Here is a 13731-nt window from a genome sequence, read left to right as displayed (position 1 = left end):
CGCCCCGGCCGCACCCGCCGCCGAGGCGGAGCCGGCGATGGCGGCCGCCGAAGTGGCGGGGACGGCAACGGGGGACCTGGTGGAGATGGCGCGCGCTCCGGTGATGGAGGCGGCGCCCACGCCTGCCCCCGCCGCCGAACCCGTGCCGGAGCCGGCGCCCGCCGCCCCGGTTGCCGAAGCCGCGCCGGAGCCCTCCGCTGAACCCGCGCCCGTCCCGGCGGCGCAGGCGGAGCCGGAACCGGCCCCCGCCGCGAAGCCCGCATCTGCGGCCCCGGAACCCGCCCCCGCTGCCCCGGAGCCGGCTGTCCCGGCGGAGCCGGTGGCCGGCCCGCCGGTGCAGCCGAAGATCCTCGGCACCGACATCGAGACGTCGCTGCCCAAGCGCCAGGGATGGTGGCGGCGATAGGATACGCACCGTTCGGGGCGCATCCCCCGAACGGACGTCCTTCCCGGCGGTTGCCCGACTCATTCAACGCCCACCCCGGCGGAGCGCAGCACACTCCGCCGGGGTGGATGCCGTTGCCGGGCCTGCGCGGTCGGGAGAGCCGCCGCGCCTACCGTGCCTCCACCGAGGCGGCGGCGATGTCGAGCAGGATCTCATCCCGCAGGCGCTTGAGTTCCAGCGCCCGCAGCGCCGTCTGTTCGAGTCGGCAGGACAGCCGGTGCGCCTCGGCCTCCTCCGGCGCGGAGAGCAGGCCCTCGGCCGCGCAGGCGGCATCGCGATAGGCAAGGAAGGCACGCTGCGCCCGCCGCAGCGCATCCTGCCCCCGCGCCGTGGCGAGCAGACTGAGCTCGCGCAGCCAGCGATCCATCTGCTGCTGCCAGATCGCGGTCTCCACCAGGGCGCAGGGTCCTGCCGGCAAGGGCCGGCCCGGGAGCTGTGGCAGGCGGGCGATCAGCAGCCCCTCCCCCGGTTCCCCCTGGCAGACGGCGGCGATGCGCCAGGCGCAGCGGCCGAAGGCGGCGCGCGGCGGATGCGCCTGGGCGGTGAGGACGCAGGCCGCGATCCAGGCGCGCTCGGCGGGGTGCGGCCGCGGCCCCTCGGGCGCACGGCCCTGCGCCGCCGCCATGACCGGAGCCAGGGCGAACAGCCCTGCGGCGAATACCCCCCGCAGCGGCCGGCGCGGGACGCCATCTCGGGCCATGCCGAACATCTCCGCCATCGCGCGCCCGGTCAACGCGGCGTTCATTCCACCCGCCCCATCATGGCGCATCCATGCGCCGCCTGCTGCCCCTTCCGATCCTCGCGCTTCTCCTTGCTCCGGCCGCGCGGGCGCAGGAGGCGACGGGACGGCTCTGCACCGCGCGCTTCGCCGCCGGCGACCCGCTGCCGCTGGAACACCGGCTGGTCGGATTCCTCGCCGGGGATGGCTGCACGGCGGGCGACCTTCTGCACTTCATCTTCGCCGGGGACGGCCTCGCCGCCGCGGTCGCGGCGCGGCACTGCCGTTTCGACCGGCCGGTCCTGGTGGATCGCGGGCCGGAGACGCATCTCGTCTGCGTCTGGCAGGGAACGATGCGGAGCGCGCGGCCATAGCAGGCATTGAAGGGCGTGACTGAGAAGGACTCAGCACATCCCGGCGCGGGAACCGGGCGCAGGAGTTGGAGGGGCGCTGCCCCTCCAAGCCGCCCCGCCAAAGGCCGAAAGGCCTTTTGGAACCATGAATTGGCGCCGCGCGCCAATGTCAGGAATGGTGTCGGAACCCGCGCGCGGCACGCGCCGTGACGATGCCGAATGCCTGCGATGCCCGGCGCCGAGGGAGGTTCCCACAGGCCCTTCGGCCGATGGCCCGCTCCGACGCGGATGCCCCGCGGCCCAGCCAGCGGCAGCTGATCCGCGCGAGGATGGCTCCCTGCACCAGGAACCTCCTCCGGTTCGGCTCGCCAGGCTTGATGCAGGCCCCGACGGGGGCGAGGCTTGCGACGCCAGGACTCTCCGGGGCGGCGCGCCGACGCGACCGGCGATTCCGCGGATGTGGGCTGGAGAGACGGGAATGCCGGTTGCGGACAGGAAGCTCGGCCTTGCGCTTGGCAGCGGTTCGGCGCGGGGCCTTGCGCATATCGGCGTGCTGCGCGCGCTGGAGGAGGCCGGCATCGCCGTCGATGTCGTCGCGGGAACCAGCATCGGCGCGCTGATCGGCGCGGTGCATGCCGCCGGCAAGCTCGACATGCTGGCAGTGACCTTCCAGTCCCTCGACTGGCGGCGCATGGCATCCTTTTTCGATGTCGTGCTGCCCAAGTCGGGCCTGCTCGACGGCGCCCGGATCAGCGCCCTGGTGCGCGAGCACGTGCCGCCCGAGGCCATCGCGGAGCTGGCCATGCCCTTCGCCGCCGTGGCGACGGACATCGCGACGGGCGAGGAGGTGGTGATCCGCAGCGGCGACACGATCGAGGCCGTTCGTGCCAGCATCTCGGTGCCCGGCATCTTCACCCCCGTCCGCCGGAACGGCCGCATCCTGGTCGATGGCGGGCTGGTGAACCCGGTGCCGATCACCGCCGCCCGCGCCCTCGGCGCGGAGTTGGTGATCGCGGTGGACCTCAACCACGAGATCGTCGCCGGCAAGAACATGAAGCCGCTGCTGGCGCGGGATCCGGCAGCCGCGACGCCGCGGTTGCCGCCCTGGGCGCAAGGCTTCCGCCAGACGGTGCAGGACCTGACGGCGCGCCTGCTGGCGAAGGACGTGCCGGCGGCCGCACAGGTCGCGAGCTGGTCGGCGAAGGCCGAGCCGATGCCCAACATCTTCGAGGTGCTGCTCTCCTCCATCAACATCATGGAGAGCCGGATCACGGAGAGCCGCCTGGCCTTGGACCGGCCCGACATCCTGATCCGGCCGCCGCTCGGGCACATCCGCTTCCTCGACTTCGACCGCGCCGAGGAGATCATCGATGTCGGATACCGCTGCGCCCGCGCGGCGCTGGCGGGCTTCCCCGGGGCAGCGCAGCCGGGAGCGCCGACGAGCGACGTGCCGTAGGCCGAGCAGGCAGACGGACGCGGCGACATCGCGAGCGGAGGTTGCTCCGCCGGCGATCCGCGGCACGCCTCCGTGCATGCGCTGCCCCGCGCGCCCTCCGACCGTGCCGCGCGGAGGCGGCGGCACTCCGGAGCAGATCCCGATCAGGTGGAATCACCTGATCGGGTGAAGATGCTTGCGAAAACAAGAGTCCAGAGCGGTTGCCGTGAGCGGAGGCGAACGGAGGCCGCTCTAACCCTCCGCCTGCCGCGCCGCCCGGCGCAGCACCGCGCAGAGGCGCGAGAAGGCGAGCCAGAAGGCGCCGTGCTCCGGCGCCTGGTCCGGCCTGCCGCCGAAGGCGGGCTCGCCGCGGCGGAGCAGCGGCAGCCGCGCCTCGAAGCGCCCGCGCATGTTCTCGAGGAAGGCGCTGGAGGCGGAAAGGTATTGCTCCAGCATTTCGGCGGCGAGGTCGATCTCGGCGCGCGCCTGGCCCTCGGTGGTGAAGCGCTTGAAGGCGCGGCTCTCCTCCGCGAGCGCCAGATGCAGGCGGCGCAGGTCCTGCAGGTGCCGCGCGACCCTTTGGCGCGCCTCGCGTTCCGCCTCGCCGGTCAAGTGGCTGGTCTGGTCCATGGACGGCCTCCGTCAGCCAGGATGCCGCGCGGGAATGAAGCCTGGGTGAATGCGGACGGGGTCCACGGTCCTCCGGCTGGCGGGCGGCGCCGCCCCGGCCTATCCGATCGGCAGCCAAGGAGGACGCGAGCGATGCGGATCGACACCATCGAGGCGCTGGAGGCGCTCTACGGCACCCCCAACCTGGCCTCCACCGCCAAGGTCGCGGACCGCGTCACGCCGCAGTATCGCGCGCTGATCGAGGCCTCCCCCTTCTGCGTGCTGGCGACGGCAGGGCCGGAAGGGCTCGACGCCTCGCCGCGCGGGGACGCGCATGGCCTGGTGCGCATCGCCGACGACCGCACGCTCCTGCTGCCGGACCGGCGCGGCAACAACCGCGTGGACAGCCTGCGCAACATCGTGCGCGACGGGCGCGTCGCGCTGCTCTGCCTGATCCCGGGCTCGGGCACGACGCTGCGGGTGAACGGGCGGGCGCATCTCTCGATCGAGCCGGAGCTGCTCGCCTCCTTCGCGGTGGAGGGCGCGGCGCCGCGCTCGGTCATCGTGATCACGGTGGAGGAGATCTACTTCCAGTGCGCCCGCGCCGTGGTGCGCGCCGGGCTGTGGGATGCGGCGCGCCATGCCGCCCCGGGCAGCCTGCCGACACCGGGGCAGATCCTCGCGGTGATGAGCCAGGGCGAGACGGGCGGCGAGGCCTATGACCGCGAATGGCCGGCGCGCGCCGCGAAGACGATGTGGTGAGGTACGCCCGGGCGCTGCCCGGAACCCTTCGGCGAAACCGGTGGTTCGACGCGGGTCGGACAGGCTGCGGCGGACTGACGAGGGGTGCACGCAGGGAGGGGACTCTGCCCTGATCGCGCAAGGATGGGGCGCGGATGTGGAGGGGCGTTGCCACCCCACGCCACCCCACCAAAGGCCGAAAGGCCTTTGGGAACCATGACCTGATGCCGGGCGGGGCGGGAATGCCGCGCATACGAAGGGTGCGCCGTGCCCGGAGCCCGGGATTCCTTCCGGGTGTCGTGCCCTCGGCACGCTTCGCCATGTCGACGCAGCAGGCATGCCCGCCACCGGGTTCCGGCGGTCCAGGGTGCACTGCACCCTGGCGGGGTGAGGCTCGGAGAGGGGCGGCGCCCCTCTCCGATCACCAGCGCCACGAGTTCGCGCGCGTGGCGGCACGTCGCCTTCAGAACGGCCGACGGGGCCAATTCGGCTCCCGTCAGGGCCGCTCCGCCACATAGCGCCGCGCGGTGAGGCCGAAGACCTCGACCTCGCCCTCGAAAGCGAGGCCAGCCTTCTCCAGCACGCGGCACGACGCCGTGTTGTCCGGCGCCGCGTAGCCGACCAGCCGCGGCAGGCCGAGCGCCCCGAACCCGACCTCCCGCGCCGCCAGCGCGACCTCGGTCGCGATGCCCTGGCCCCAGGCGCAGCGCGCGAGCAGGTACAGCACCTCAGTCTCGCCCCCGAGATCGGGCAGCAGCCTGAGCCCGCCATGGCCGAGCAGCGCGCCGGTCGTGCCGTCGGTCACCGCCCAGGGGCCGTAGCCGATCGTCTGCCACTGGGCGGCGAAGTCGGGCACCAGGCGCGCCGCATCCGCCTCGGCCGTGGCGGCGCGTGCCGTCCCGCCGGGCATATGGCGCATCACCTCGGCATCCGCTCGGATCGCGGCATAGGCGGGAATGTCCGCCGCGACGAAGGGGCGCAGCAGCAGCCGCGCGGTGGCGAGGATCATGCAAGGCGCGCCGCGACGCGGGCGACCAGCGCCTCCCGCTCCGCCCGCATGCCGGCGCCGCGCGCCCGGGCCGCGGCGAGCACGGCGGCGGGCGCAGTCTCCGGCGATCCGGCGGCGAAGGGCGGCGCGGGGGCGTATTCAATCTGCAGCTGGATGGCCTGCGCGACCTCCGGCGAGACCAGTTCCGCCACCAGCGACAGCGCGAAGTCGATCCCGGCGGTGACGCCGCCGCCGGTCACCACGCGGCCGTCGCGCACGACGCGCGCGTGTTCCGGCATGGCGCCGAGCGCGCCGAGGAAATCATGGCTCGCCCAGTGCGTCGTCGCCCGCACGCCCTTGAGCAGCCCCGCCGCGCCGAGCACCAGCGCCCCGGTGCAGACCGAGGTGACGAAGCGCGCCCCCGCCGCCTGCGCGCGCAGGAAGGCGAGCACCTCCCCGTCCTCCATCAGCGCCGCGACGCCGGGGCCGCCTGGGACGCAGATCACGTCGAGCTGCGGGCAGTCGGCGAAGGCGGTGTCGGGCAGCATGGTCAGCCCGGTATCGGCGCGCACCGGCTCGCGCGTCTTCCACACCAGATGCACCTGGCCGCCAGGCACGCGCGAAAACACCTCGAACGGCCCGGTCATGTCGAGCTGGGTCAGGCGCGGAAACAGCAGCAGGCCGAAGCGGAGCGGCGAGGTCATGACGCGGATCCTCCCTTGCGGAGAGGCAGGCTGGCACGCGGGGCGAAGCGCAGCCAGGGGTTCTCGGTGAAGGAAGGCGCGCCGTTGGCGGTAGGCAGTGCGGCCGCGCTGACGCCGATCCGCAGCAGCATGCGTCGTGGCGGCGGCGGCTTCACGCGAGACCGGACGCGCGCAGCGCCATGAGATCCTCGGCGGTGTCCACGTCCCGCAACCTGCGCAGCAGGGCCACGCGCCGGCCGCGGAAATTGCGTAGCGTGTCGGACAGCGCGTGTTCCGTGGACCAGCGCACGCCGGCGAAGGGCCGCGCCGGCCGGCGCGGCGCCATGCCGACCAGCCAGTAGCCGCCATCCTCGGCCGGGCCGAACACCGCGTCGGCACGGCCGAGCGCGGCGAAGCCCGCCGCGATGTCGGCCGCGCGCAGCCCCGGAATGTCGCTGCCGGCCAGCAGCACGCAGGGAAAGGGGCGCATGGCGCGGTCCATCCTCTGGCCGAGGTCGCCGCGCGGCTGCGCGACGCGCGCGATACCGCGCGGCAGCAGCCGCTCCCAATCCGCCCGCGCGCCCGGCGGCGTGACCGAGACCAGTGTCCGCCAGCGCCGGTCCCGCCCCATCGCACGCGCGGCCGCGGCCAGCGTTGCCCGGTGGAAGCGCAGCGCGCCGCGCGCGCCGATGCCGGCCGCAAGCCGACGCTTCACGGCGCCGAGCCGCGGCGCGCGGGCGAAGAGGATGAAAACCCGGCGAACCATCTGCCGCCAGCAAAGCGCATCGGCGCTGCCGTGCAAGGGCCGCTCAGCGCCGGCGGGCGTAGAACCGCGCGATCCGCTCCGGCGGCACGCCGGCGAACCACAGCGCCAGGCAGGCGAGGTTGCGCGCGGAGCGTCGCCGCCATCCCTCGCGTCGCCAGCGCTCGGCCGAGGTGACGAAGGGCACGTCGAGACCGACCAGCCGGTGTCGCCCGATGCGGCGGGCCAGGTCGACATCCTCCATGATCGGGATGGAGCTGTAGCCGCCGAGGCTTTCGTAGAAGTCGCGGGAGATCAGCAGCCCCTGGTCGCCATAGGGCAGGCCGAGCACGCGGCAGCGCCAGGCGACGGCGCGTTCGAGACGGCGCGCCTGCGGCGAGGCGTCGTCCAGCGCGAAGCGGAAATACGCCGCGCGGCGCGTATTGGCGGGGTCGGCGATGAAGGCCTCGGCGGCGTCGCGCCAGCCGGGCCCCGGAACAGTGTCGGCGTGCAGCACGAGCAGCCAGGGGACGTTGATCGCGGCGGCGCCGGCCGCGAGTTGCGAGCCCCGCCCGCGCGGCGCGGCGATGACGCGCGCGCCCGCGGCGCTGGCGAGGTCGCGGGTGCCGTCGGTGCTGCCACCATCGGCGACGATGGTCTCCGCCACCTGCCCGGCAAGGGCGGCAAGCGTCCGGCCCAGGCCCGCCGCGGCGTTCAGGCTCGGCACCAGGACGGAAAGTTCCCGTCGCGTTCTCATTTTCGGCCGGATCCGGTCAATTGCTGATTAACCAATCGTTCCCATTATGTTCTTGACGGCCCGCCTGGGCCTCCGCAGGATGCGCTTGAACAAAACGGGAACAAGGCCATGCCTGACGGCACTCCGCACATCCCGCCCCATTCTCTCCCGCCGCTTGCGCGCAAGGGCCGCGGCGCCGGGCTGAACCCCGCCGTGCGCTTCGAACGCAGCGCGCGCGAGGCCTTCGACGACGGCTGGGGCACGCTGGAACAGGCCTTTGCCGACCTCCCGCCCCTGCCCACCACGCTCACGCCGGACAAGGCGAAATCCGCCCTCGCCTGGAACGACAGCCCCGACATCGGCTTCGACCGCGCCATCAACCCCTATCGCGGCTGCGAGCATGGCTGCGTCTACTGCTACGCCCGTCCGTCCCATGCCTATCTCGGCCTTTCCCCGGGCCTCGATTTCGAGACCCGACTGCTGTTCAAGCCCGAGGTCGCGGCGCTGCTCGAAAAGGAGCTCCGCAAGCCAAGCTACGACCCGAAGCCGATCGCGCTCGGATCGAACACCGATCCCTACCAGCCCGTCGAGCGTACGCTGAAGCTGACACGGTCGGTGCTGGAGGTGCTCGACCGCTTCAACCACCCGGTCACCATCGTCACCAAGTCGGCGGGTGTGCTGCGCGACCTGGATATCCTGTCCGGCATGGCCAGGCGGAAGCTGGTGCGGGTGTGCCTGTCGGTCACCACGCTCGACAACCGCCTGGCGCGGATCATGGAGCCGCGCGCGGCCTCGCCGGAGCGGCGGCTCGCCGCGGTGCGGGATCTGACGGCGGCGGGGGTGCCGGCGGCGGTGCTCGCCGCGCCGATGATCCCGGGCGTGAACGATGCGGAGCTCGAGACCATCCTCGAACGCGCCGCGGCGGCGGGGGCGACCAGCGCCGGCTACGTGCTGCTGCGCCTGCCGCTCGAGATCAAGCAGCTCTTCGAGGAATGGCTGGAGCGGCACATGCCGGACCGCGCGGCGCGGGTGATCTCGCTGATCCGCCAGACGCGCGGCGGCGCGCTGTACGACAGCCGCTTCGGCGTGCGGCAGAAGGGCACCGGCGCCTATGCCGACCTGCTGGCGCAGCGCTTCGCGGTGGCGGCGCGGCGGCTGGGGCTGGAACGGCGCGGCGGCGGGGTGGAGGCGCTGGACTGCTCGCAGTTCCGGGTGCCGGAGGCGGCGCAGGCCGTGGCGCAGCCGGCGCAGCTTGCGCTGTTCTGAGGACCTTGATCGAGAGGGGCTCCGCCCCTCTCGAACTCTCCCCGCCAAAGTCTTGAGGCCTTTGGAAACCGGTACTTTGAGTCCCCGCGGGTGCAGGGGACCGTATCCCTTGCCGGGGGAGTGCGAGGGGGCAAAGCCCCCGCGCGACCGCCTGTGGGCCGAGACGCGTAGCGGCTGGAGCGGCGCCTACGCCGCCTTCAGGTGTTCCTTCAGCCGCGGCATCAGCTCGACCAGGTTGCAGGGCCGGTGCCGGCTGTCGAGCTGGAAGCGCAGGATATCGTCCCAGGCATCCTTGCAGGCCCCCGTCGATCCCGGCAGCGCGAACAGATAGGTCCCGTCCGCCACGCCGCCCAGCGCGCGCGACTGCATCGTGGAGGTGCCGATCTTCTGGTAGCTCAACATGCGGAAGAGCTCGCCGAAACCTTCGATCTCCTTCTCCAGCACGCGCTTGAACGCTTCGGGCGTCACATCGCGGCCGGTGATGCCGGTGCCGCCCGTGGTGATGACGCAATCGACGGTCGGATCGGCGATCCAGCGGCGCAGGATGGCCTCGATGGCGTCGGCCTCGTCCCTGACGATCTCGCGCGCGACGCAGGCATGGCCGCCGGCCTCGATGCGCTCCTGCAGCGCCCGGCCGGAGGTGTCGGTCGCCATGTCGCGCGTGTCGCTGACGGTGAGCACGGCGATGTTCACGGGCAGGAAGGGCAGGCTTTCGTTGATCGGCATGGTGGCGTCCTCGGCTTCGCCTCACCATGGGCATGCCGACGGGTCGCCGCAACCACGCGCCGCACCGGCACCTGCCCGCCCGGCGCGATCGCTCCGGCTGCCAACGGCAATGCTCGCCGCCGCGCCGAGGACCGCCGGCAACCGCGTGCCGCAACACCCCGGTCCCGCCGGCCGATACCAATGGCACGAGTTCTTGCCTCGTGCCGAGGCCGCGACGGGCACCCGGTCATCTTGCCTTGCAACGTGACGGGGGATCCGGTGCGCGGCCCGCCGGTGGTCCGGCGCAGCCAAGCACACTGGAGGTTTGCGCCCGGCGTCCGAGGGCAGCAAGAAGTCGCATACCAACGGTCGCGAATGGCGGCCGTTGGCATGGGGCCTCGCCGGGTGACGCTTCCCAAGCGCCCCTCGCCCGTGGGATTCCTGCCACCACGGTTCCATGAACGCCCCCGACGCATGACCTGGCCCGCCTATGACCCGCTGATCGCCGCCTGGAGCTGGCTGATCTCCCTGGCGGGCATCCTGACCGATCCGGCCTCGCCCTTCTGGTGGCCGAGCCTGGCCGCGGCAGTGCTCGGCATCGGCGTCGCGGCCTTCGCCGGCGGGCGCAGCCTGCGGGAGATGCGGCGGGAAGCGCTCCCTCGGGACAGGGCCGAATTCTGGCGGCAATTGCCGGTGGATCTCGGCTTCATGCTGGTCAATTCGGCGCTCCCGTTCCTCGCCGCGCCGCTGTTCTTCCTGCTGACCGCCTTGGGCGCGACGCTCGGCGTCACCGCCATGCTGCCCGTCTTCGGCGCGCCTGAGCACGGCGCGCGGCTCGATCATCCGGCGGCGATGGCGCTCGCGGCCTTCGTCGCCTTCGCCTTCGGCGACTTCGCGCTCTACTGGACGCACCGCCTCTTCCACCGCTGCCCGCTGCTGTGGCGCTCCCACCGCCTGCACCACACGCCGGAGGTGCTGACGCCGATCACCGCCTTCCGCTTCTGGCCGCAGGAGCAGATCGTGCACATCGCCGGCGCGACCTTCATGAACGGCCTCGGGCTGGGGCTGGTGGCGACGGCGCTGGGCGGCTCGGTGCAGCCGATGTCGCTGCTCGGCGTCAATGCCTTCGCGCTGGCGTGGAACCTGGGCTTTTCCCACCTGCGGCACAGCCATGTCGCGCTGCCCTTCCCGCGCTGGCTGTCCTACGTGCTGGTCAGCCCGCACATGCACCAGGTCCATCATTCGGTCGAGGAACGCCACCACGACCGCAACTATGCGACCGCCTTCGCGGTGTGGGACTGGATCTTCGGCACGCTCCACATCCCGCACCCGCAGGAGCGCTTCCGCTTCGGCGTCGCGGCGCAGGTCGCCGGCCCGGAGCCCGCCCTCCCGGTCATCCCCCGGTAGCAGGCGCCAGCGGACCCGCCCGCGAACGGCGAACACCGCCTCCACCCCGCCGGACACGAGGTCCAATCCCGGCCAGCCTTTCGACCGCCTCGGTATCGGAGTCCCGGTTTCGCGCGGCCTCCCCACCGGCCCCGCGCACCGTGCCGCGGAGCCCAGCCGACAGGGTCATCCGCCAGGCTCGGCGGCATGGGGCGGTCCAGGTGGCCGGCCAGCTGGCAGGGGGGGCCTCGGGGGCAGCGCCCCCAAGCGGGGCGCGGGGCGGAGCCCCGTGCGCTATTGCAGCGCGACCGACCGTCGCGCCCCCTGCGCCAGCACTTCCTCGGCGCCCAGGAAGCGCGGGAAGGCGCCGCGCACCAGCGCCTCCAGGCTCGGCGACGGCAGTCCGAGCCGCGAGGCGTAGATCCAGGAATAGGCCAGCACCCGCTGCACGTGCTGGCGCGTCTCCTCGACCGGGATCGATTCGATGAACAGGAAGGGGTCGTCGCGGTGCGCCGCCACCGGCAGCCAGCGCACCAGGTTGCCGGGGCCAGCGTTGTACGCCGCGAGCAGCCGGATCAGGTCCCCCCGCACGGCGTCGTGTGTCGCGAGATAGAGCAGGTAGCGTTGCCCGATCTCGAGCGAGAGGCCCGGGTCGTGCAGCCGCGCCGCCCCTTCGCCGCGGAAGGACGGATCGTTGGCGACATAGGCGGCGGTGGCCGGCATCACCTGCAGCAGCCCGCGCGCCCCGGCGCGGGAAACCGCCGCCGGATCGAAATTCGATTCCTGGCGTGCCAGCGCGTAGAGCAGCGAGGGATCCACCCGGAAGCCCTGCGCCGGTTCGAGCCGCGGCAGCGGGAAGCGCGCGAGGTCGCGCGGCCGCCCATCCGCCCCCTGCGCCAAGCCGGCGAGCTGGGCGCCGAGATTGGTCATCCCGGCGCGCGAGGCCACCGCCAGCATGGCGCCGAGCAGCGCCGCGTTGCCGCGCGCGGCGGGCCACAGGGCGCGCAGTTCCGCCTCCGCCCGCCCCTGCTGGCCGATCTGCAGCAGCGCAAGCGCGCGCCAGCCGCCGGCGGTTTCGACCAGCGCCGTGACGCCGTGCTCCGCCCCTGCCTCGCCATGCCAGGCGAAGCCCGGGGCGAGGCCGAGCGCGCGCCGCGCCAGCAGCCCGTGGAAGGTGCGCGGCTCCTGCGAGGCCCGCAGCATCCAGGGGACGTAGTGCTGCGGCCTGCGGGCGCGCACCGCGGCGCGCGCGGTCCAGAAGGCGGCCGAGGCGCGGGCGGCGGCCGACCCGCCCTCGGCGCGCGCGGCGGTCTCGAAATAGGGCAGCGCCACCTCGTAGCGGCCGAGGCCCCAGGCGGCGAGGCCGGCGGCGAAGGCGGCGCGGCCGGTGCGGTCCCGCCCGCTGCGCGCGACCTCGGAGGCCATGCGGAAGGCGGCCGTGTCCTCGCCCCGCCGGAACTGGGCGAGGGCGATGTCGGCCCGCAGCGCGGCGGCATAGGCGGGCGTCATGCCGCGCGTGCGGCGGATGAGGTCGAGCGCGCCGCGCGTGTCGCCGGAAAAGGCGCGTTCCCGCACGGTGCGGTCGAGCGCCGGATTGCGCGCGAAGCCGCTGGCCGGGGCCTCGCGTTCCTCCGGCACGGCCTCGCCATCCTCCGGCAGGGCGGTCTCGGCGGGCGCGGCCGGCAGCGCCGCTCCGCCCGGGGAGACGCGCACAAGCAGGGCATGAAGCGCCGGCGCGTCCGGGTGGTCGGCGTAGCGGGCGATCCAGGCACGCAGATCCTCGGCTGCGGGGGGCGGCGCGCCCGGGCGCAGCCAGCGGTCGGCCAGCACATGGCCGTCGAGGCGACGGTCGCGCAGCGCCTCGTGCTCGCCCCTCGCCGCGGCGAGGTCACCTTCGGCCTGGGCCTTGAAGATGCGGACAAGCCGCGCCGCATCCGCGGCGTTCAGCGGTCTGGGCAGCCCCGCCGTCCCCGCAGCGACCGCGGCCGGACGAGGGGCGCCGGAGGCGGTCTGGTCGGCCCGTTGCGCGGCGGCCGGAAGGGGGGCTCCGAACCACAGCGGCGTGCCGACCACGGCCAGGACCGCGGCCGGCGCGCGACGGGCCATGGGGCAGATCGCTCGCATGGCGACTCGGCAGTAACGGTGGGCCAGCGCATGGCGCAATGTCGAAGGTCTGGACGAATCCCGCGAATTGAGATCGTTCCTCGACGGATCAGGGGCTTGGGCGTCGCTGTGAAGACGGTGCTTCCTCAGGATACGGTCGATTCCGCATCGAGGGTGCGGCGCAGCAGCAACAGGTCGGCCCATGCATCGCGCTTCGCCGCCGGGGTGCGCAGCAGATAGGCCGGGTGCAGGGTGGCGAGCGCCGGCACCTCTCCCAGCCCGTCCACCGCGACGCTGTGCCAGCGGCCGCGCAGGCGGGTGATGCCGTCCTTGGCGCGCAGCAGCGCCTTGGCGGAGACCCCGCCGAGCAGCACCAGCCGCCGCGGCCGCACCAGGGCGATGTGGCGCAGCACGAAGGGCAGGAAGAGGCCGATCTCCGCATCCGTCGGCGTGCGGTTTCCCGGCGGCCGCCAGGGCAGGATGTTGGTGATGTAGAAGCCGCCCGCCTCCCGGCTCAGCCCGATGGAGGCCAGCATGCGGTCGAGCAACTGCCCCGACTGGCCGACGAAGGGGCGGCCGAGCCGGTCCTCCTCCGCCCCCGGCGCCTCGCCGATCAGCATCAGGCCGCTCTCCGGCGCGCCGTCGGCGAAGACCAGGTTGGTCGCCGTCTCCCGCAGGGCGGAGCCGTCGAAGGCGGCGATGGCCTCGCGCAGGGCCGGCAGGTCATGGGCGGCGGCGGCGGCTTCCGCGGCGCGCGTGGCGGCCGGCGGGGCCAGCATGGCGGGCGTGGCGACGACCGCCGGGCGTGGCGGCGCGGCGCG

The 13731-nt window shown here is 73.7% G+C and carries 14 protein-coding genes and 1 pseudogene; 6 read left to right on the top strand and 9 right to left on the bottom strand.

From position 1 onward, the window contains the following. A pseudogene (locus GXW74_RS27355) lies at positions 1-406 on the top strand (hypothetical protein); the annotation flags it as partial. Between the two features lie 148 nt (positions 407-554). On the opposite strand, the gene GXW74_RS27350 reads toward GXW74_RS27355, so the two are convergent. Beyond that, entirely contained in the window at positions 555-1190 is a 636-nt protein-coding gene (locus GXW74_RS27350) for a lysozyme inhibitor LprI family protein (protein WP_211850040.1), read from the bottom strand. Positions 1191-1216: 26 nt separating this feature from the next. On the opposite strand from GXW74_RS27350, the gene GXW74_RS27345 reads away from it, so the two are divergent. Together GXW74_RS27345 and GXW74_RS27340 are read left to right on the top strand one after the other, a co-directional pair. Then, a complete protein-coding gene (locus GXW74_RS27345) occupies positions 1217-1537 on the top strand; it encodes a hypothetical protein (RefSeq protein WP_211850038.1) in 321 nt (106 codons plus the stop codon). A 457-nt stretch (positions 1538-1994) separates the two neighbouring features. Continuing rightward, positions 1995-2972, top strand: coding sequence for a patatin-like phospholipase family protein (locus GXW74_RS27340; RefSeq protein WP_211850036.1), 978 nt, complete (start codon positions 1995-1997; stop codon positions 2970-2972). A gap of 231 nt (positions 2973-3203) precedes the next feature. Here the strand turns inward: GXW74_RS27340 and GXW74_RS27335 are convergent, their stop codons facing one another. Continuing rightward, the gene (locus GXW74_RS27335; RefSeq protein ID WP_211850035.1) at positions 3204-3581 is read right to left on the bottom strand and encodes a hypothetical protein; all 378 of its coding nucleotides are present in this window, start codon (positions 3579-3581) and stop codon (positions 3204-3206) included. 132 nt (positions 3582-3713) lie between these two features. Between GXW74_RS27335 and GXW74_RS27330 the strand changes: the two genes are divergently transcribed. Next, positions 3714-4322, top strand: coding sequence for a pyridoxamine 5'-phosphate oxidase family protein (locus GXW74_RS27330; protein ID WP_211850033.1), 609 nt, complete (start codon positions 3714-3716; stop codon positions 4320-4322). 475 nt (positions 4323-4797) lie between these two features. Here GXW74_RS27330 and GXW74_RS27325 read toward each other — a convergent pair whose 3' ends face one another. From GXW74_RS27325 to GXW74_RS27310, 4 genes are all read right to left on the bottom strand, one after another. Continuing rightward, a complete protein-coding gene (locus tag GXW74_RS27325) occupies positions 4798-5310 on the bottom strand; it encodes a GNAT family N-acetyltransferase (protein ID WP_211850032.1) in 513 nt (170 codons plus the stop codon). Next, positions 5307-5993, bottom strand: a complete 687-nt coding sequence (locus tag GXW74_RS27320; RefSeq protein WP_211850030.1) for a DJ-1/PfpI family protein — start codon at positions 5991-5993, stop codon at positions 5307-5309. The genes GXW74_RS27325 and GXW74_RS27320 overlap by 4 nt, the downstream gene beginning before the upstream one ends. A 151-nt stretch (positions 5994-6144) precedes the next feature. Beyond that, positions 6145-6738, bottom strand: a complete 594-nt coding sequence (locus tag GXW74_RS27315; RefSeq protein WP_211850029.1) for a TIGR04282 family arsenosugar biosynthesis glycosyltransferase — start codon at positions 6736-6738, stop codon at positions 6145-6147. 43 nt (positions 6739-6781) lie between these two features. Next, positions 6782-7471 (bottom strand): TIGR04283 family arsenosugar biosynthesis glycosyltransferase, encoded by a 690-nt coding sequence (locus GXW74_RS27310; protein WP_211850027.1) that lies wholly within the window; start codon positions 7469-7471, stop codon positions 6782-6784. Positions 7472-7579: 108 nt separating this feature from the next. Between GXW74_RS27310 and GXW74_RS27305 the strand changes: the two genes are divergently transcribed. Further along, positions 7580-8716, top strand: coding sequence for a PA0069 family radical SAM protein (locus GXW74_RS27305; protein ID WP_211850025.1), 1137 nt, complete (start codon positions 7580-7582; stop codon positions 8714-8716). A gap of 186 nt (positions 8717-8902) precedes the next feature. Here the strand turns inward: GXW74_RS27305 and moaB are convergent, their stop codons facing one another. After that, positions 8903-9442, bottom strand: coding sequence for a molybdenum cofactor biosynthesis protein B (moaB, locus tag GXW74_RS27300; RefSeq protein ID WP_211850023.1), 540 nt, complete (start codon positions 9440-9442; stop codon positions 8903-8905). A 453-nt stretch (positions 9443-9895) separates the two neighbouring features. Between moaB and GXW74_RS27295 the strand changes: the two genes are divergently transcribed. After that, entirely contained in the window at positions 9896-10828 is a 933-nt protein-coding gene (locus GXW74_RS27295; protein ID WP_211850020.1) for a sterol desaturase family protein, read from the top strand. Between the two features lie 273 nt (positions 10829-11101). Here the strand turns inward: GXW74_RS27295 and GXW74_RS27290 are convergent, their stop codons facing one another. Both GXW74_RS27290 and GXW74_RS27285 read right to left on the bottom strand, forming a co-directional pair. Continuing rightward, positions 11102-12913, bottom strand: a complete 1812-nt coding sequence (locus GXW74_RS27290) for a lytic transglycosylase domain-containing protein (RefSeq protein WP_246524260.1) — start codon at positions 12911-12913, stop codon at positions 11102-11104. Between the two features lie 143 nt (positions 12914-13056). Then, on the bottom strand, positions 13057-13731 hold a 675-nt coding region (locus GXW74_RS27285; RefSeq protein WP_211850016.1), incomplete at its 5' end, for a uracil-DNA glycosylase.

The organism is Neoroseomonas eburnea (assembly GCF_018129005.1).
In the GTDB taxonomy this organism is placed as follows: domain Bacteria; phylum Pseudomonadota; class Alphaproteobacteria; order Acetobacterales; family Acetobacteraceae; genus Neoroseomonas; species Neoroseomonas eburnea.
Note: the sequence above shows the minus strand (reverse complement) of the source record. Positions and strands in the feature narration are given on the sequence as shown.

Coding starts and splice junctions, on each gene's coding strand:
- GXW74_RS27350 (WP_211850040.1), bottom strand. CDS start 1,190: ATGAACGCCGCGTTGACCGGGCGCGCGATGGCGGAGATGTTCGGCATG.
- GXW74_RS27345 (WP_211850038.1), top strand. CDS start 1,217: ATGCGCCGCCTGCTGCCCCTTCCGATCCTCGCGCTTCTCCTTGCTCCG.
- GXW74_RS27340 (WP_211850036.1), top strand. CDS start 1,995: ATGCCGGTTGCGGACAGGAAGCTCGGCCTTGCGCTTGGCAGCGGTTCG.
- GXW74_RS27335 (WP_211850035.1), bottom strand. CDS start 3,581: ATGGACCAGACCAGCCACTTGACCGGCGAGGCGGAACGCGAGGCGCGC.
- GXW74_RS27330 (WP_211850033.1), top strand. CDS start 3,714: ATGCGGATCGACACCATCGAGGCGCTGGAGGCGCTCTACGGCACCCCC.
- GXW74_RS27325 (WP_211850032.1), bottom strand. CDS start 5,310: ATGATCCTCGCCACCGCGCGGCTGCTGCTGCGCCCCTTCGTCGCGGCG.
- GXW74_RS27320 (WP_211850030.1), bottom strand. CDS start 5,993: ATGACCTCGCCGCTCCGCTTCGGCCTGCTGCTGTTTCCGCGCCTGACC.
- GXW74_RS27315 (WP_211850029.1), bottom strand. CDS start 6,738: ATGGTTCGCCGGGTTTTCATCCTCTTCGCCCGCGCGCCGCGGCTCGGC.
- GXW74_RS27310 (WP_211850027.1), bottom strand. CDS start 7,471: ATGAGAACGCGACGGGAACTTTCCGTCCTGGTGCCGAGCCTGAACGCC.
- GXW74_RS27305 (WP_211850025.1), top strand. CDS start 7,580: ATGCCTGACGGCACTCCGCACATCCCGCCCCATTCTCTCCCGCCGCTT.
- moaB (WP_211850023.1), bottom strand. CDS start 9,442: ATGCCGATCAACGAAAGCCTGCCCTTCCTGCCCGTGAACATCGCCGTG.
- GXW74_RS27295 (WP_211850020.1), top strand. CDS start 9,896: ATGACCTGGCCCGCCTATGACCCGCTGATCGCCGCCTGGAGCTGGCTG.
- GXW74_RS27290 (WP_246524260.1), bottom strand. CDS start 12,913: ATGGCCCGTCGCGCGCCGGCCGCGGTCCTGGCCGTGGTCGGCACGCCG.